We start from the raw sequence: 17,877 nt of genomic DNA, 5'->3' as shown, positions 1-17,877 counted from the left end.
TTTAATAATTAATCATTATTTCTATTATAATGGACGTATTTAGGTTCCATAGGGACATAGGAGGAGTCGTCCCATAATGAACTGGTGATCATCAGATCGGCACTGTAGCGGTTGCAGGCAATAGGGACGTTATGCACCCGGCACTGGCGGAGCAACATCTGGATGTCGGCTTCGTGGGGCTGCGGGTTGAGGTCGTCAATCAGGAATATAGCGAGATCGATCTCCTTGCGGACGACCATGGCTGCGATTTCGGCATCACCACCTAACGGCCCTGAATGCATGCGTGTCATATCGACATCAATTCCTTTTTCCATAAATGCATCATAAATCAGTCCTCCTGTCGTTCCGGTACAAACCAGGTGTTGTGATGATAGAAAATCGGCATTATGTATGGCCCATTCTACCATATCAACTTTACGTTTATCGTGCGCTACAAGCGCAATTTTTAATTGTTTCATACTTATTGTTCTATTTTGTTAAGCATTTTAAGTGTTGCTTTGATGGCTGACTCTGTCTGGTCAACATCGAGACCGCGGGTTTTAAAATCGACGCCTGCATAGTTCCAGCTGATGATGGTTTGTACAAAGGCATCTGTTCGTCCGCCCGGAGGAATAGATACCGAGTAGTTTGTCAACATAGGGAACGGGCGTCCCAGGTCGGTATATATTTTTCGCACGGCACGTACAAAAGCATCGTATTGACCATCACCTGAAGCTGATTGTTCGTATGCCTGGCCATTGATCTCTATCTTTAACGTTGCTACCGGTTTTAAACCTTGAGCCAAAGATAAGGAATAATTGAGGATTCTGATCTTTTCATCTTCTATTGTAGACTGGTTAAGTACGTCGCTAATGATATACGGAAGATCTTCTTGTGTGACCATCTCTTTTTTATCACCCAGTTCGATGATGCGCTCGGTGACTTTCTTCATGGATTTTTCGTCCATATCGATTCCGAGTGTTTCGAGGTTTTTGCGGATATTTGCTTTTCCGGATAGTTTGCCTAAAGCATATTCGCGGATACGTCCGAAGCGTTCGGGAAGCAGGTCGTTATAATAGAGACAGTTTTTATTATCACCGTCGGCATGTACTCCGGCGCATTGAGTGAATACGTATTCTCCCACAATCGGCCTGTTGGGAGCGATATGGATCGCAGAATAGGTTTCCACCAACCGGCTTATTTTATTGATCTTCTCTTCTTTTAATGTTGTTTCTTTGCCGAGTTGGTCTTTTATAACGGCCAGCACACTACTTAGAGGTGCATTCCCGGCACGTTCGCCCAAACCGTTCACGGTGGTGTGTATTCCTTTGACTCCGGCACGAACAGCACCATAAATGTTTCCTACGGCCAGGTCATAGTCGTTATGTGCATGGAAATCAAACCAAAGATCGGGATAATGATTGACCATTTTGCTGCAATAGTCGTAGGTACTTTCCGGGTTGAGTATACCGAGTGTATCGGGTAGCATGAAGCGTTTCACGGGAAGGTCTTTCAGGCCGTTGATAAACTGAAAGACGTATTCGGGTGAGTTTTTCATTCCGTTTGACCAATCTTCGAGATAGAGGTTGACGTCGATCCCTTTTTGAGTGGCTATAGTAACCACTTGGCGAATATCTTCAATATGTTGTTCGGGTGTTCGCCTTAATTGTTCGGTCACATGTTTGTATGAGCCTTTGCAGAGTAAATTAATCACTCTGCAACCTGTCGATTCGATCCAGTTGAGTGACTGTTCGCCATCGACAAACCCAAGTACTTCGAGTTTGTCGAGATTACCGGTACGTTTAGCCCATTCGGCAATTTTTCTGACAGCTTCCAGCTCACCATCCGATACCCGGGCAGATGCGATCTCGAGGCGGTTGACGTTTAACTCGGCAATGAGCATCTGAACAATACTTAGCTTTTCATGGGCAGAAAAGGCTACTCCTGTTGTTTGTTCCCCGTCGCGTAGGGTGGTATCCATTATTTCTATCATAAACTATCGTTTAAATGGACAATTGGCCATTCGAGTAGAGTTTATATTTTGCTCGTAGGCTTCGATTTTGGCTTTGTTGGCCAGTAGATAGTCGATGTCATCGAGACCGTTGATCAGACACTCTTTTTTATAGGCATTGATCTCGAAATGTTCGCTTTGTCTTGTCCTATTATTGGTAATCGTTTGATTGGGAAGATCGACAGTTAATGATGCCTGAGGAGTTATGCATGACTCGATTATACCCTCCAGAAATTCAGGACTGACCACAACCGGGAGTATACCGTTGTTCATGGCATTATTTTTAAAGATATCGGCAAAGAAACTGCTGACTACGACTCTGAACCCATATCCACCGATCGCCCAAGCAGCGTGTTCACGACTACTTCCGCTACCAAAATTTTTTCCGGCAACCAGGATAGTACCTTTAAAGATTCCCTGGTTAAGAACAAAATCAGGAATAGGTTTTCCTTCTTTGTCGTAACGCCAGTCGTAGAAGAGGTTATCTCCGAAACCTTCTTTTGTTGTCGCTTTCAGGAAACGAGCCGGGATGATCTGATCGGTATCCACATTTTCCAACGGAATAGGTACAAATGTGGAGGTAATGACTGTTATTTTTTCTTTCATTATATATGTCGTCTTATATTGTTTTTATTTTCAATTCGAGTTTACATAAACTCCCTTGGGTCTGTTATTTTTCCGGTAACAGCAGCAGCAGCAGCGACTAATGGACCAGCCAGTATGGTACGAGCTCCAGGTCCCTGACGTCCTTCAAAGTTGCGGTTCGAAGTGGATACAGCATATTTTCCGGCAGGTATTTTGTCCTCGTTCATCGCCAGGCAGGCAGAACAACCAGGTTGACGAAGTTCGAAGCCCGCTTCAATGAGTATTTTGTCGATACCTTCGGCTTTAATCTGTTTTTCTACCAACCAGCTTCCGGGAACTAACCAAGCTGTGACATGAGCAGCTTTTTTCTTTCCTTTTACAAGTGAGGCAAAGGCGCGGAAGTCTTCGATTCGACCATTCGTGCAACTACCCAGAAAAACATAATCGATCTGTTTTCCTCTAATCGGTTCACCCGCAGTGAATCCCATGTAGTCTAATGACTTCTGATAAGAGATTTGCCCAATTTCATCCATTTGTTCCAATGCAGGGATAGCTTCGTTGATGCCCATGCCCATGCCGGGGTTTGTTCCGTAAGTGATCATCGGTTCAATATTTTCAGCGTTAAATCGGATCTCTTTGTCGAATTTGGCACCTGGATCAGAGTAAAGTGTACGCCATTCGGTTAATTTCTTTTCCCATAGCTCTCCTTTTGGTGCAAATTCACGATCTTTCAGATAATCGAATGTGGTTTGATCAGGAGCAATCATCCCTCCGCGAGCTCCCATCTCTATGGAGAGGTTGCAGATTGTCAGACGCTCCTCCATTGTTGCATTACGAATAACTTCACCGGCATATTCAACGAAATAACCCGTAGCTCCGCCGGTTGTCATCTGGCTGATGATATATAGTGCAACATCTTTAGCGGTAACCCCTTTTTTTAGTTGGCCATCTATGGTGATGCGCATGGTTTTGGGCTTCCGTTGCATAATGCATTGGGTTGCCAGCGTCATTTCGACTTCACTGGTTCCGATACCGAAAGCGATGGCTCCCATTGCACCGTGCGTAGAGGTGTGCGAGTCACCACAAACAATGGTCATTCCCGGTTGAGTCAGTCCGGTTTCGGGTCCTACAACATGGATAATACCGTTTTTCGGATGTTGTAACCCATAATAAGCCAGACCAAAGTCTTTAGCGTTTTTTTCCAGTGTATCTACCTGATTTTTAGAAACAGGGTCTTCGATAGGTTGATCCTGATTGAGGGTCGGGATATTATGATCGGGAATACAGGTTACCTGCTGTGGGCGGAAAGGAGTTAAACCACGTTCACGTAGTCCTGCAAAAGCCTGTGGACTCGTTACCTCGTGGCAATACAAACGGTCGATATACAACTGTATTGTTCCGTCTGATAGCGTGTCTACAACATGATTGTCCCATATTTTTTCGAATAAAGTCTTCATATTTAATTATGAATTATAGATTGTTAATTATAAATTATTAAACGTCATTATCTCTGCTTAAATTATCAGTGATAACTGAGATGATTAATCATTAGATAATGAATTTGTTGATCGCATCAATAAACGCTTCGACGGAAGCGGCTATGATATCGGTGTTGGCCGAGAAACCGTAATACATATTCCCTTGATACGCAACTTGCATATGCACTTTACCAGTATCATCGCTCCCCTTGTTTATCGCTTGGATCAAGAACTCCTGAATAGTCATATCGTCGTTGTTGATCGCTTTTTTTACCGCTTTGATTCCGGCATCAACCGGACCGTTTCCGGCAGCCGCTTCAAAGCGTTTAACTCCGGAAAGATTCAGGCAAACACTAGCTACCGACTGAACACCGACTCCACTTGTCACCTGAAGATGTTCGAGTTTGATCCGATGTGTTTCCGTCCGATCTTTACCGACCAACATTAATACATCATCGTCGTTGATGTCTTTTTTACGGTCGGCCAATTTCAGAAATTCCTGATAAACTTTGTCTAATTTATCCTGATCGAGGTCGACGCCCAAAACACATAAGCGATGTTTCAATGCAGCCCGTCCGCTACGTGCGGTCAATAGGATTGCACTTTCGTCTATTCCGACATCTTTAGGGTCTATGATTTCATAGCTTTCACGATTTTTCAATACACCGTCCTGATGAATACCTGAAGAGTGTGCAAAAGCATTGCGACCGACAATGGCTTTATTGGGTTGTATCGGCATATTCATCAGGCTGGATACCAGACGACTGGTTCCATAGATTTTTGTTGTATTGATATTTGTCGCGATACTTCTTTCTTTATGGCTCTTAAAGATCATGGCGATCTCTTCCAACGACGTATTTCCGGCTCGTTCGCCGATCCCGTTGATGGTGACTTCTACCTGGCGCGCTCCGTTCAATACGCCTTGTACAGTATTGGCAGTTGCCATGCCCAGATCATTATGGCAATGTGTGGAGATAATTGCTTTGTGAATACCGTCGACATGTTCCATCAGGTATTTTATTTTTGCACCGTATTCGTCGGGAAGGCAGTAACCAGTCGTATCCGGAATATTCACCACGGTTGCTCCGGCTTTGATCACAGACTCAACGACTCGTGCCAGGTAAGCATTGTCGGTTCGTCCGGCGTCCTCGCAATAGAATTCGACATCTTCCACATACTTTTTGGCATATTTCGTCGCAGCAATAGCACGTTCCAGAATTTCATCCTGGTTGGAATTGAATTTGTGACGAATATGATAATCCGAAGTGCCTATTCCGGTATGTATACGTCCTTTTTTAGCGTATTTGAGTGCATCGGCCGCCACTTCAATGTCTTTTTCTACAGCGCGGGTGAGGGCACAAATGGTTGGCCATGTGACTGCTTTTGATATTTCAACTACACTATGAAAGTCTCCCGGACTGGATACCGGAAAACCAGCTTCGATCACATCTACGCCTAACATTTCTAACGCTTTGGCTACCTGAATTTTTTCCACTGTATTCAACTGGCATCCCGGAACCTGTTCACCATCGCGTAATGTGGTGTCGAAAATAAATAATCTGTCCATCTTTTTAATGGTTAATTATTAGTGATTAATTATTAATTACATCTCTCTCTCCTTGTCTTTTGTCTTTCTCCCTCTCTTGTGGAGAGGGGCTGGGGGAGAGGTCTATAATGAAAAAAGCCTCTCTCACCGGAAGTGAGAGAGGCTTCTACTTTATTTTTTGCTTTCATAAGCACACAGTCTTCTCACTTCCTATCCCGTTCCCAGAGTAGAATAATAGAAATAAGAATAATAATGCTGTTTGTGCTATTTAATTTCATCTTTTTATCTTTATGACGTTGCAAAGATACATCCTTTTTTGAATATACAAAATATAAAACGATGTTTTTTGCAGACTGTTTGTTTTGAATTGTAATTTTAGTGGCTCGTTATGTGATGATTTGTTATTTGTGTTACAATAAAAGGAACTCTTAACCCTCAAAATGGCTTGATTTCAGGAGACCATCCACTGTTTAAATTCGGCCGCTTTCTTTTTGCTGATATAGATTCGCTCGGGAGTATCGATATCCATTGTGATTAACAGGCGGTTGTCGAACCATATCGTAATATTCGTAATGCTTTCTTTGGCAATAACGAACTGTTTGTTTGCTCTGAAAAATTTAGTAGGATCAACTGTCTGGATAATAGCATCCAATGTTTTGCTATAAGGATATTGTTTGCCCTCTTTCAGAAACAATTGTGTGTTTCTTCCGGTGGTATAGAAAAATGATATATCAGCGAGTGATATCGGGATTAGTCTGTCGTTGATAGGCAAAAGAACTCTCTCTATATACTTTCCGGACGGGACAAGCTGTGATACTTGTGAAATATAAGTTGTTCGGTCGGGTTGATTCAGTTTTTGGAATTTCTCTATGGCAAACAACATTTTGGCGTGGTTAACCGGTTTCAATATATAGTCGATACTGTTGACTTTGAAAGCGTCGATGGCATATTGATCGTATGCGGTTATAAAAACGATGGGGGTATCAACGGTTATGGCGTGAAAGATATTGAATGCCGACCCGTCGGAAAGGTGAATATCCATCAGAATAAGGTCGGGATTAGGGTTATTCATCAGCCAGTTGACCGTCTGTTTTACACTTTCGGTATTTCCTACGACTTTAATCGAACGATCGATATTTTTCAGAATATCAACAATCGCATCATAAGTAGCTGTTTCATCTTCGACGATCAGTATTTTCATCTTACTCTGTTTTATTTTAACGGCAAAATAACGGTAAAAGAATGACCATCATTTTCAATTCGAATCTCTTTTTCGAGCATCAGTTGGAATCGTTTATTGATATTGGCGAGTCCTGTGCCGTTGGTCTCAGGTTCATCCAGTTTGGGATAAACAGGGTTTGAGATCTTCAACTCCTGTTTGTCGTTAGTCGTAATCGTTATTTCCATTTGGCTATCACTATCGATCGCGTTGTGAACCACCACATTTTCTATAATAGGGAGTAAAGATAATACCGGTAATTTCAGACTCAAGGTCGACTGCTCGATTTCTATGTTGAATAGTAGTTTGTCGGCAAAGCGAACTTCCAGCATGTAGCCGAATGATTGGAGAAACTGAAGTTCTTCTTCTAAGGTGACCAACCCCTTTTTATCACTCAACAGGATATAGCGGAAAACCTCAGATAATTTGTCGATATAATGCAACGAGTCTTCTTTTAGATCTTTCCGGATAAGTGAAGTTAAGCCACTCAAAGAGTTAAAAAAGAAGTGGGGGTTAATCTGGTTGGTTAGTGCATCGCAACGGCTTTGTAAGCTTTCCATTTTTAGCGACTCGATTTTCTTTTCGTATGCTCTTCGTTCGGAGTATAGTGCCACCGTATGCCCGATAAAACAGCAGATCAACCATGTGACCACAAACTGAAACAAGAGGATGCCGGTAAAACAGTCGCTTTGCGATTGTAAGACAAAAGATACTCCCAGATAGACCCCATATGCAATAATGGGGATCAGTAATGTGTACAGGAAACGTTCGGACAGTTTTGTCGTTTTAATTTTCTGTATATTAACTTTGAGTAAAATAAAAGTCAATATACAGAAGAACAGGTATCTGAATAGTTGAAAAAGCAGGAAAGCGACAGGTGCTGCATTCGGAGTTTCAGAAGTCAGGTTGCGATACGTATTGTTGATATTCGGGTAGACAATAAACAACCCCAATATCATACTCATCAGGATCAGGTTTTTACTGGACTCCAGTTGATCGAATCGTTTCATCTTTTTTCTTTTAGGCAAATATACTTCAGATCTGTTGATTATTTAGAAAAAAGGAAAAGCGTTCATGGCGCTGTTTTTCACAATCATGATCGGATTTTTCGCTTTGATGCTAAAAACGACCGAAAGTAAACGATTAAAAGTCAAATTTGTTTCTGAAATAAATGAAAATTGAGTCTAATTAAAAAATGAGGTTATGAATATCAAGTTATTTAGTGTGATTTTTCTCCTTTTTGCCGGTATCCCGATGGTATCGGTTACAGCTGAAGTGAATGAAAATGAACGGAGCGCAGATATGGCGAATGCTCCGGGAACGTTATCTATCTCGTTCAATTATGCGAGGAATGACGGAAAAGGCTCCAATCAATATGCTATATGGATTGAAGATGCGCAGGGCAATGTGGTGAAAAATGTGTATGTGACTAATTTTACGGGAAAAGGCGGGCATGCTACCCGTCCGGTGGTGCCGACATGGGTGAAAAAGGCGAGCCCTGCCCAATTGACAGAAAGCCAGTTGGATGCTTTTACGGGAGCAACCCCTGTCAGTGGATTGCAAACTTACACCTGGGATGGAACGAACAATAATGGCGAGGTCGTTTCGAATGGGAACTACAGATTTTTCGTGGAAGCGACATTGTTTGGCCCCAACAGGGTTGTTTTTAGCGGATCAGTAAAAGTAGGTGCAGAAAAACAAGAGTCCATACCTGTTACAACAGAGTTATTTGCAGAGGCGATGGATAACCGGGATATGCTGACGGATGTAAAGGCGACTTATATGCCTAAATAGAGGGGTGCAGGGGGTGAATTGACATTTTGAGTAAACTATCAAAATGTCAATTAAACTCCTTTGTCAGAGCCTTATTTGTGGTTGGGGTGGGGCGTGTTCGCAAATATCGCCTTCTGACGACGTTTAATAAAAACAGAACGTCTTTTTTTATCGAAAAACGATTACCTGATGAACCATTCATTGTAAATCATATAGATGATTTTCGCAGAGTTGTCACATCATAGCCCGTTAGCGTAACAAATGGTTATTCTGTTTTGTGCCGGATTTTTGAAGCAATGAGAAGTGAATAAATGTAAAAACAGCAGACTTTCTATCCCTTTTTTTCCACTTCCGAAAATCATCAGCATGATTCGAAAGAGTCTTCTGGGGAATTTATAAAATGATCACAATGATTGATGAACATCATCACAATAAAATGAAAATGTGATGCAGAAAAAAAGAGAAAAAGTGGCTGTTTGGTTCCAAAAAAGGCAGGAATAATCGTGTTTTTAGTCTTAGATTTGTGAAAATGAGGATTTGTTTGTTTTCTTAAAGCGACTAAAGTGCGACAAAATGTTCTATTATTGTTGATTTTTATGACTAAATGATATTTTGACTTGAGTCTTTAATATTCCAATGGCTATTAAAATAATGTGAGTTTTTAAGAAAAAATGAGCCACAGGGGGATACAGAACGTATCTTATCGACTCAACGCCGAAGGTGTTGAATATGTGGAAATTTAGACTGATAAAATAGATGAAAACAGGTGTATTGAACTGTGAATGTGGCTGGTTTGCAAATATTTCCTATTTTTGGAGAAAAATCTTTTTGGAGGGAATAAGCATTACAATCTTAAAAACGTAAAATTCTATTTGTTTTAAATGATGATATTTGTTTGATAATGAAATAAATACGGTTTGTATTGTGCTAAAAAACAGAAGTGGTATGGATCATAAATATGTAAATTTCGTCACAGATGAACATCTATTAAATTGTATCGAAAATCTTCACACATCTTATTTGAAAGCTAAAAATAATATTTCAAAAAAGACGTTCTATAAAAATAAAATTGATACGATTAAACTCACTTTCGATGCCATGTTTAATGGAATATCAGAAGAGGCGTTGATTCAGTCAGAAATTTTGCGACAGATAGATAAGTCTATCAATAACTCTATTGGTACGTTTCACGAACAAGTTTTAGGGGGGATAAGCGGATTTGAGATAGGCAATTTAAGCGGTTTTGACATTAAAGCTGTCGATAATACGCTTTTTGCGGATATAAAAAATAAGCACAATACCATGAATAGCAGTTCTGCAGAAGCCTTGTTTCAAAAATTGGCAAGATATGCCGATGACTATAAAAAAGCAAAATGTTATTGGGTTCAAATATTAGCAAAAGGGAGTTTTAATGAACTTTGGCGAGGTGAAATTAACGGGAAAGAATATAGCCATAGTCGGGTTTATAAAATATCAGGGGATCAATTTTATTCATTATTGTCAGGGCAGGAAAATGCTTTTTTTCAACTGTACAAAGCATTACCTAATGCCATTGCAGATTACATGAAATCTACGAAATCCAAGCAAATTGAAAAAGAAAATTCAGCCTTGGAAGAAATTACGACTGAAACAAACAAAACCAAACGGACTATACTTGATCAAATTACGTTTGAGAATTATTGCTATTATTGGGATTTTGAAAAATTGTAGTATTCATTTAAAAACTTTATAATCGAATACCCAAGTTCCTTTCCTAAATTAACGGGAACAGCATTTCCGATCTGTTTATATTGTTGAGCCATAGAACCAGCAAAAAACCAGTCATCAGGAAACGTTTGTATTCTGGCGTATTCCCGAACTGTAAATGGACGAGTTTCATCCGGATGACATCGTTCGGTCTGTTTTTGTGCTGGGCTACAAGTCAATGTGAGGCAAGGCTCATCCCAGCCTATTCGGCGTGCCATTCCTGTTTTTCCTCCTCCCAGATAGTAACTACCTCCTAAAAACGCTTTTTGAATATCCGGTGGCAGATCACGCCAATATCCTTTGGGTGGTACTAAATCTAAAACCTCTTTTTTATGTTTGGGATATTTTGCACCGTCAGACTTGGGAACATCGCAATCATATAAATCTCCTTTTTTAAGAGCGTCACTTAAGTTGTATATTCTCTTGTATGGTTTTGGATACTCATATTTAACTGCTGTAATCTCTTTTCGAATACCAACCAAAATTAAGCGCTCTCGTTTTTGAGGTACTTTGTAATCAATAGCTCTAAGGACTTGTACAGGGATGACGTTGTAACCAATTTCATCAAGGATGGAAATCATGCCTTGCAAGGTCTTTCCATTATCATGACTAAGTAAACCTCTTACATTTTCCCCAATACAAATAGGAGGATTAACCTCTTTTACTACTCGCGCAAATTCATAGAAAAGTGTTCCTCTAGCATCTGAAAGTCCAAGTTTTTTTCCCGCATAGCTAAATGCTTGACAAGGGAAGCCTCCTGTGACAATGTCAACTTTATTTTGATATGTTGTGAAGTCAAAGTCTTTAATATCTCCCTCTAAAACAGTCCAATGGGGTCTGTTTTTTCGGAGTGTTTGGCAGGCAAATTTGTCTATCTCATTCAACGCCACACATTTTAAGCCTGCTTTCTCTAATCCGACTGCTAATCCTCCGGCTCCGGCAAATAATTCTAAAACATGATAGTCTTTTTGAGGCTCAACAAAATTAGTCGTATCTTCTTCTATACCATCTTTTTGAAAAAAGTTAGCAAATAAATTTTCCACGTCAGATTTGCGATAGACGCGATAATTGCTTATAGGCTCACGAACTGCGGTTAACTTACCTTCTCGATCCCATCTGCGGAGTGTCTCTTTATTTTTTCCAAGTAATTTCGCTGTCTCTGAGAGTGATAAATATTCGCTCATAACCCAATTATATAACATTATACATTGGTTACAAATATAGGGCGATTTTTTTTATTAAGCAAAGCGATAATAGCGAAAAAGAGTAAAAAAGTGAAGACTTAGTTGGTATATCGTAAATGTTAATCTATAATTTTAAGCCTGTTTGCTGCCTGTATATTGTCTACTTTGATTTATTCTATAAATGTGTATTTTGTGTGGTTGCAATTGGAGTGCATTAATAAAGGAGTTTTTTATATCCGACATAATTTTAGACGATATAATTTCACTTGTCGGATACAAATAAATTACTGACTATTAACTTCTTTTGAACAACACCTCTTTTTTGCCCGATGCCGACCATACCGGATTTTCATCAGAATTTGTTATATTTACAGCGGATTAGCATTTGCCGTACAATCCATTGATCGTAGAAAGTAAAGGATAGATATGAGACCGGAAGATTTAGAGGAGAATAAAAATCAGGAAGAAGAAAACAACACAGGAAAGAACCATTCAGAGGAGGAAGAAACACTTTCTTCGGAAGAAATCATACCTGCCGACCAGAAGATAGCGGAAAAATCACCTTCAAGGGTGACGCATCACCTTTCGGGGATGTATCAAAACTGGTTTCTTGATTATGCTTCATACGTTATTCTGGAACGTGCTGTTCCGCATATCGGTGACGGACTGAAACCGGTTCAGCGACGTATCCTACATTCTATGAAACGCTTGGATGACGGGCGTTATAATAAGGTTGCCAATATTGTAGGACATACCATGCAATTTCATCCCCATGGAGACGCATCTATCGGTGATGCCCTGGTGCAACTGGGACAAAAAGATCTGTTGATCGATTGTCAAGGGAACTGGGGAAATATCCTGACGGGTGACGGGGCGGCTGCGCCACGTTATATCGAGGCCAGACTTTCTAAATTTGCTTTGGAAACGGTGTTTAATCCGAAAACGACAACCTGGCAAAGTTCATACGACGGTCGTAATAAAGAGCCGATCACTCTGCCTGTAAAATTCCCTTTGTTGTTGGCACAAGGAGTCGAAGGTATTGCTGTCGGACTTTCATCCAAGATTCTGCCCCATAATTTCAATGAACTATTGGATGCTTCTATCGCTTATCTGCGTGAAGAGGAGTTTACATTATATCCCGATTTCCAGACAGGAGGATATGTGGATGTGGGCAAATACAACGACGGAGAACGAGGTGGCTCGGTCAAAGTACGGGCAAAAATCAACAAACTGGATAATAAAACGTTGGTGATTTCCGAAATCCCTTACGGGAGAACGACAACTTCCGTGATCGACTCTATCCTGAAAGCCAATGAAAAGAACAAGATTAAAATAAAGAAGGTCGATGATAATACGGCGCTGAATGTGGAGATACTTGTACATCTGGCTCCGGGAGTCTCTTCGGATAAAACAATCGATGCATTATACGCCTTTACGGATTGTGAGATCAGTATCTCACCGAACTGCTGTGTTATTCAGGAGAATAAACCTCACTTCCTGACTGTCAGCGATGTATTGCGTAATTCGGCAGATAACACCCTTCATTTATTACGGACAGAACTCGAGATAGAGAAACAGGAGCAGGAAGAGACACTCTTCTTTGCCTCGCTCGAACAGATCTTTATCGAAGAAAGAATCTATAAGGATGCAGCATTTGAAAATGCCGCAAACATGGACAAGGCGATTGCACATGTGGATGAACGTCTGACTCCATTTAAACCCAAATTGATCCGGGAAGTTACACGGGATGATATCTTGCGCCTGATGGAGATAAAGATGGCGCGTATCCTGCGTTTTAATGCCAAAAAGAACGAAGAAAATATTGCGGCTATCCTTGAACATATCAAGCAGATTGATAATCATTTGGCTCATATCGTAGACTATACGATCGACTGGTTTAAGATGTTGAAAGAGAAGTATGGAAAGGATTATCCGCGAATGACAGAGATCCGCAATTTCGATACGATTGAAGCAGCTAAAGTGGTTGAGGCAAATGAAAAACTGTATATCAATCGAACGGAAGGATTTATCGGAATGAGTTTGAAGAAGGACGAGTTTGTTTGTAACTGTTCCGATATGGATGATATTATTCTGATCTATCGCACGGGAGCATACAAGATTGTTCGAGTTCCGGACAAAATGTTTGTCGGAAAAGATGTGGTATATGTCAATGTCTTTAAACGCAATGATACCCGGACAATTTACAATGTGGTATACCGGGACGGAAAAGCAGGAAACAGTTATATCAAACGTTTTGCGGTGACGGGAATTACGCGCGATAAGGAATACGATATGACCAAAGGAATTGCCGGTTCGCGTATTCAATATTTCTCTGTGAATCCCAACGGGGAAGCAGAAACCATTAAAGTGGTTCTGAAACCCAAACCAAGGCAGCGTTTGCTTGTCTTTGAAAAAGACTTTAGTGAGATCGCTATAAAAGGACGGAACTCGATGGGTAATATCCTGACCAAGGCCGAAATACATAAAATCATACTTAAACAGAAAGGTTCCTCAACGTTGGGCGGACGCCAGGTCTGGTTTGACTGGGATGTATTCCGGTTGAATTATGATGGACGTGGTGATCTATTGGGTGAATTCCAGAGCCAGGATCAAATCTTGGTTGTCCTTCGGAACGGTGATTTCTATACCACTAACTTCGATCCAAGCAATCATTATGAAGATAATATTCTGACGATCGAGAAATATGATCCCGACAAAATATGGACTGTCGCTCTGTATGATGCCGATCAGGAATATCGTTATTTGAAACGCTTTAAAATGGAAGCCACCCTTAAGAAACAAAATTTCATCGGGGAAAATCCGAAGAATAGACTTCATCTACTTACGGATGAGGTATATCCACGTATCGAGGTCGTATTTGGAGGACATGATAACTTCCGTGAACCGTTGGTGCTCGAAGCGGATGAATTTGTGGGAGTGAAAAGTTTCAAAGCCAAAGGTAAACGTCTCTCGACCTATGATGTGGAAACAATCAATGAACTTGAGCCGACTCGTACTCCGCCGCCTCCACAAGAGTCGGAAGATCCACAGGTCGTAGCAGATGATGAGTTGGAGGCAGATTCTCCAAGCAGCAATACGGATATTATTGATGAAATTACAGGTCAGATGAAACTGTTTGACGAATAACATTTGCCAGGGATAAGACAGTTTTACGACTCTTATCCGATAAAAAAACAATCAAAAACTTGTCATTTCACAAAAAATACTTACTTTTGTCCCCGCAAACCATGCGGCTGTGGTGTAATTGGTAGCCACGCCAGACTTAGGATCTGGTGCTTCACGGCGTGGGGGTTCGAGTCCCTTCAGCCGCACAAGGTTAAAATCCTCCTGATTAAGTTCAGGGGGATTTTTTGTTTTATACTGGTTTGTTTGATTCTCCTTAACCTGTGGTGTTTTATGCAAAAACGCTTTTTCCTTCTCTCAACAAGTCCTTGAATACATCAACATCAATAGAGCCTTCTTCTTCGGTAAAACAAACGGGATTAATGATTTTTGCCACTGCGTTGTAATCAGATTCGTCTAAATCGGTGTCAAAGTCAAAATCGCGACTATCAGCAATCAATTTACCTTTCGGGCGGCTCGGAAATTCCATATTAAAGTAGGTTGTACTGTAAATAATGACAGCATTAGTATCGCCTTCTACAATCAAGCGGCCGCCATTATCGCCCTGCGATCCCACAATGCCGTTTTCGGCAATAAGATCGCCCAACACAATAAACTCGGGGCATCCGGCAATAAACAAATTTTTAACTGTCAGGCTACCTGTTACGAAAAGGAAAGAACCTCTTCCCCATTCATTCCAATCAATATCGCCGTCAACTGTTAAATCACCGTCAACAATTAGGTTGAAAGGACACCAATCCTGTTTACTTATGCTTATGCCCTTTATATGCAAGTTACCCTTCACAATACGAGTATTTTGTTTTTGGCAAAGCCGGTAAATGGGAAATCCACTTTTTCGGAGATTGCATAGTTTTCATCTGCTATGGTAGCATCAATAATTTCGGTGTATTGACTGATGTTATCTTCGTTCAATACCTCATTTACGGTAATAATGTTTGTCATAACTATATAAGTTTAATGTGATTATTTATTAGAGAAATGGTTTATTTCCACGCAGCCAAAAGATTTGCCATATCTTCGTTTCTATTCTTTTTTGCATAGGCTAAAGCACGATCTCTCCGGTTAAGTATAGGGTCAGCGCCGGCATCAATAAGCAGCTTCACTATTTCTAAATGCCCATGCATTGCAACCCGCTCTATCGTAGATGTTCCATCGTGTTGAATATTTACGGGGCTGCCCATAGCCAACAAACGTTTCGTTATTGCAATAGCGCCGAATTCGGCAGCCAGCTGTATTGGGTATTTATCATGTCCTTTTAACAAAATGTCGGCACCCGCATCAATAAGTAGCAAGGCTATATCTTCGTGGCAAGATAAGCAAGCTTGAATAAGGGGTGAACGATTTAAGCATTTATGATTCATTTGGTTGAGATCAACACCTTCTGCAATCAGGTTCTTTACCGCTTCAATATCGTTATTGCAAACGGCATGGAACAGACGATCGTCTTCTTTGGGTTTTGCTGCCGGTCTGATACCGCTTACTTTCAGGTTTTCATTGATTAGTATTTGTCTGCCTTCACGAGCGGCTTTTCTCACAGCGCTGCCATTTACATAGCCCTCTTCTTCGTCCCAAAATTCGGGCAGAAGAATCTCTTTGGCTGTGCTTCTAAACTCATAATCGGCTTCGGGCATATCAACTTCATCGCCAATTGTAATTGCATTGGGGCGATCGCCGATATACATATTAAAGTAGAAGTATGCCAACACTAGCTTTGCTGTTGTATCTTTTTGTACGTGAAGCACACCACCATCATCGCCGTAGGCACCAACTATACAGTTCTCCGCATTGAGGTTGCCAAGCACAACAATCTCAGGATTACCCTCTAGCAAAACATTACGGGCTGTGAGATTTCCTGTAATATAAACAAAGCAACCGTTGCCGCTTTCGCCCCAACAAAAATCGCCATCAACGGTTAGGTTGCCGTCAACAATTAAACAGTACGGATTCCAATCTCTGCTCTCTGACGAACTAACCGATGCCACATGCAGATTACCTCTATGTAGGCGAATTTCTTGCGTCTCATCCTCATACTCGTTTTCCGAGCCATCAATAAAATCCATAAAAGGGTAGGAGATATATTTCGTTAGGTTATAGGAGTCTTCAGCCTCTTGGGGAATGATGAGGGTGGTGTGTTCAACCATCGTTTGCTCGTTCAATATTATTTTCTCCATATTTGTATCGTTTTTTTATTGTTTACGTAACCTATTCGTTTCCATGAGTAAATCTCATGTCGGGCAGATTTACAATTCCGGCAACGGGATCGAGATCCATTCATTATTTTCATAATGGAACAATCCGGTTTTGCCACCCATAAAGTAAAACTGACCGTTTACATTGTGAATACGCCGGTTTTGAGCAATACCAATCGGAGAGCCGTCGACAAGGGTGTCATTCTCAAGCAGCATAGCTTTCGCTCCGCCTACCACCGGTGCCGACATTTCGAGGTATAGTTTGTCGCCGATGGGTTGCATATACCATATTTCTGTTGTGCCACGGTTTATTATCGTAATGTCGGTAGATTCTCCCTTTGAGTTGATTTTGGTTAATGATTTGTAGTCTGCCGATAAATAGACACTCTCTTCTGAAGGCAAATATGCGATGCTTTTATACTTCCGATCGTTGAAATGATTATTCCCAAAGAATTTTGTCCAAGTATTACCATCTCCCTCGAAAATATTTTCATTGGCTAACAACAGTACTTTCCCGTTACGTAAGGTCATATCATGTGTGGAGCGGAATCTTATCTCAGCATAGCTGTTTTCTTCGATAGCTTTAATCAGGTTTGGTCTTACATCTTGCCATACTCCATCACGATAAACATATAACTGATGGTTCGACCCCGAAAGATAAGCTTCGTTTTCGTATGTAAAAGCATTCGACAGATAACCAAGCTTTCCGGGGCCTGTACCTGCAGTTTCTATTACTATTTTCTTTGGTTTAACTCCGGGCGAGATAATCTGGGTATTTCCTCTCTGTGCAGCAAGCGCAACAGTCGGCTTCCCTTCCGGATTCAGAAATGCCGTAGCCAGCCACATTCCCGATGCAGCGGGATAAACAGCAATCACCTTATCGTGGTTGAAATGAATAAGGTGGTATTTCCCACCACAAGTAGCCAATACAAACATATCATCGTTTACATAACATAATGACTGTAGGATGGTCGCTTTGTTTTTTTCTTTGGGTTGTTTCTCCATCGCTGTTGATTTCAGGTT

Annotated in this window: 15 protein-coding genes and 1 tRNA gene; 4 read left to right on the top strand and 12 right to left on the bottom strand. The window is 41.0% G+C overall.

What is annotated here, in order from left to right:
* Positions 1–8: 8 nt before the first annotated feature.
* The 7 genes from M2135_RS05735 to M2135_RS05705 all read right to left on the bottom strand — a co-directional run bounded on the left by M2135_RS05735 (position 9) and on the right by M2135_RS05705 (position 7,828).
* Positions 9–458, bottom strand: a complete 450-nt coding sequence (locus tag M2135_RS05735; protein WP_280747652.1) for a methylglyoxal synthase — start codon at positions 456–458, stop codon at positions 9–11.
* A 2-nt stretch (positions 459–460) separates the two neighbouring features.
* On the bottom strand, positions 461–1,972 hold the full coding sequence (locus M2135_RS05730) for an alpha-isopropylmalate synthase regulatory domain-containing protein (protein ID WP_280747651.1): 1,512 nt from the start codon (positions 1,970–1,972) through the stop codon (positions 461–463).
* 3 nt (positions 1,973–1,975) lie between these two features.
* Positions 1,976–2,596 carry a 3-isopropylmalate dehydratase small subunit gene (gene leuD / locus M2135_RS05725; RefSeq protein ID WP_280747650.1) on the bottom strand — a complete coding sequence of 207 codons (621 nt, stop codon included), beginning with the start codon at positions 2,594–2,596 and terminating at the stop codon, positions 1,976–1,978.
* Between the two features lie 41 nt (positions 2,597–2,637).
* On the bottom strand, positions 2,638–4,032 hold the full coding sequence (gene leuC / locus M2135_RS05720; protein WP_280747649.1) for a 3-isopropylmalate dehydratase large subunit: 1,395 nt from the start codon (positions 4,030–4,032) through the stop codon (positions 2,638–2,640).
* Between the two features lie 91 nt (positions 4,033–4,123).
* Entirely contained in the window at positions 4,124–5,620 is a 1,497-nt protein-coding gene (locus M2135_RS05715; protein ID WP_280747647.1) for a 2-isopropylmalate synthase, read from the bottom strand.
* Between the two features lie 430 nt (positions 5,621–6,050).
* Positions 6,051–6,800: a LytTR family DNA-binding domain-containing protein gene (locus tag M2135_RS05710; RefSeq protein WP_280747646.1), complete on the bottom strand. Its 750-nt coding sequence runs from the start codon at positions 6,798–6,800 to the stop codon at positions 6,051–6,053.
* An 11-nt stretch (positions 6,801–6,811) separates the two neighbouring features.
* Entirely contained in the window at positions 6,812–7,828 is a 1,017-nt protein-coding gene (locus M2135_RS05705) for a histidine kinase (RefSeq protein ID WP_280747645.1), read from the bottom strand.
* A 193-nt stretch (positions 7,829–8,021) separates the two neighbouring features.
* Between M2135_RS05705 and M2135_RS05700 the strand changes: the two genes are divergently transcribed.
* Together M2135_RS05700 and M2135_RS05695 are read left to right on the top strand one after the other, a co-directional pair.
* Positions 8,022–8,612, top strand: coding sequence for a DUF2271 domain-containing protein (locus M2135_RS05700; RefSeq protein WP_280747644.1), 591 nt, complete (start codon positions 8,022–8,024; stop codon positions 8,610–8,612).
* A 924-nt stretch (positions 8,613–9,536) separates the two neighbouring features.
* On the top strand, positions 9,537–10,301 hold the full coding sequence (locus M2135_RS05695; protein WP_280747643.1) for an Eco47II family restriction endonuclease: 765 nt from the start codon (positions 9,537–9,539) through the stop codon (positions 10,299–10,301).
* Here M2135_RS05695 and dcm read toward each other — a convergent pair.
* Complete coding sequence (gene dcm / locus M2135_RS05690) at positions 10,277–11,521, bottom strand: DNA (cytosine-5-)-methyltransferase (RefSeq protein WP_280747642.1); 1,245 nt, start codon at positions 11,519–11,521, stop codon at positions 10,277–10,279. The genes M2135_RS05695 and dcm overlap by 25 nt on opposite strands.
* Positions 11,522–11,947: 426 nt before the next feature.
* Between dcm and M2135_RS05685 the strand changes: the two genes are divergently transcribed.
* Both M2135_RS05685 and M2135_RS05680 read left to right on the top strand, forming a co-directional pair.
* Positions 11,948–14,668 (top strand): DNA gyrase/topoisomerase IV subunit A, encoded by a 2,721-nt coding sequence (locus M2135_RS05685; RefSeq protein WP_280747641.1) that lies wholly within the window; start codon positions 11,948–11,950, stop codon positions 14,666–14,668.
* Positions 14,669–14,771: 103 nt separating this feature from the next.
* Positions 14,772–14,853 (top strand) — tRNA-Leu (locus tag M2135_RS05680).
* Positions 14,854–14,936: 83 nt separating this feature from the next.
* On the opposite strand, the gene M2135_RS05675 is transcribed toward M2135_RS05680, so the two are convergent.
* The 4 genes from M2135_RS05675 to M2135_RS05660 form a co-directional block, all read right to left on the bottom strand.
* Positions 14,937–15,449, bottom strand: a complete 513-nt coding sequence (locus M2135_RS05675; RefSeq protein ID WP_280747640.1) for a hypothetical protein — start codon at positions 15,447–15,449, stop codon at positions 14,937–14,939.
* Entirely contained in the window at positions 15,446–15,607 is a 162-nt protein-coding gene (locus tag M2135_RS05670; RefSeq protein WP_280747639.1) for a hypothetical protein, read from the bottom strand. The genes M2135_RS05675 and M2135_RS05670 overlap by 4 nt, the downstream gene beginning before the upstream one ends.
* 41 nt (positions 15,608–15,648) lie before the next feature.
* Positions 15,649–16,836: an ankyrin repeat domain-containing protein gene (locus tag M2135_RS05665; RefSeq protein ID WP_280747638.1), complete on the bottom strand. Its 1,188-nt coding sequence runs from the start codon at positions 16,834–16,836 to the stop codon at positions 15,649–15,651.
* A gap of 69 nt (positions 16,837–16,905) precedes the next feature.
* Positions 16,906–17,859, bottom strand: coding sequence for a hypothetical protein (locus M2135_RS05660; protein WP_280747637.1), 954 nt, complete (start codon positions 17,857–17,859; stop codon positions 16,906–16,908).
* Positions 17,860–17,877 lie beyond the last annotated feature (18 nt).

This window comes from Parabacteroides sp. PF5-9 (genome assembly GCF_029893105.1).
Classification (GTDB): Bacteria; Bacteroidota; Bacteroidia; order Bacteroidales; family Tannerellaceae; genus JARXWG01.
This window is presented reverse-complemented; position numbering and strand designations above follow the sequence as displayed.

Bases quoted from the DNA above. Each gene is read 5' to 3' on its own strand.
- M2135_RS05735 (WP_280747652.1), bottom strand. From the start codon at position 458: ATGAAACAATTAAAAATTGCGCTTGTAGCGCACGATAAACGTAAAGTT.
- M2135_RS05730 (WP_280747651.1), bottom strand. From the start codon at position 1,972: ATGATAGAAATAATGGATACCACCCTACGCGACGGGGAACAAACAACA.
- leuD (WP_280747650.1), bottom strand. From the start codon at position 2,596: ATGAAAGAAAAAATAACAGTCATTACCTCCACATTTGTACCTATTCCG.
- leuC (WP_280747649.1), bottom strand. From the start codon at position 4,032: ATGAAGACTTTATTCGAAAAAATATGGGACAATCATGTTGTAGACACG.
- M2135_RS05715 (WP_280747647.1), bottom strand. From the start codon at position 5,620: ATGGACAGATTATTTATTTTCGACACCACATTACGCGATGGTGAACAG.
- M2135_RS05710 (WP_280747646.1), bottom strand. From the start codon at position 6,800: ATGAAAATACTGATCGTCGAAGATGAAACAGCTACTTATGATGCGATT.
- M2135_RS05705 (WP_280747645.1), bottom strand. From the start codon at position 7,828: ATGAAACGATTCGATCAACTGGAGTCCAGTAAAAACCTGATCCTGATG.
- M2135_RS05700 (WP_280747644.1), top strand. From the start codon at position 8,022: ATGAATATCAAGTTATTTAGTGTGATTTTTCTCCTTTTTGCCGGTATC.
- M2135_RS05695 (WP_280747643.1), top strand. From the start codon at position 9,537: ATGGATCATAAATATGTAAATTTCGTCACAGATGAACATCTATTAAAT.
- dcm (WP_280747642.1), bottom strand. From the start codon at position 11,521: ATGAGCGAATATTTATCACTCTCAGAGACAGCGAAATTACTTGGAAAA.
- M2135_RS05685 (WP_280747641.1), top strand. From the start codon at position 11,948: ATGAGACCGGAAGATTTAGAGGAGAATAAAAATCAGGAAGAAGAAAAC.
- M2135_RS05670 (WP_280747639.1), bottom strand. From the start codon at position 15,607: ATGACAAACATTATTACCGTAAATGAGGTATTGAACGAAGATAACATC.
- M2135_RS05665 (WP_280747638.1), bottom strand. From the start codon at position 16,836: ATGGAGAAAATAATATTGAACGAGCAAACGATGGTTGAACACACCACC.
- M2135_RS05660 (WP_280747637.1), bottom strand. From the start codon at position 17,859: ATGGAGAAACAACCCAAAGAAAAAAACAAAGCGACCATCCTACAGTCA.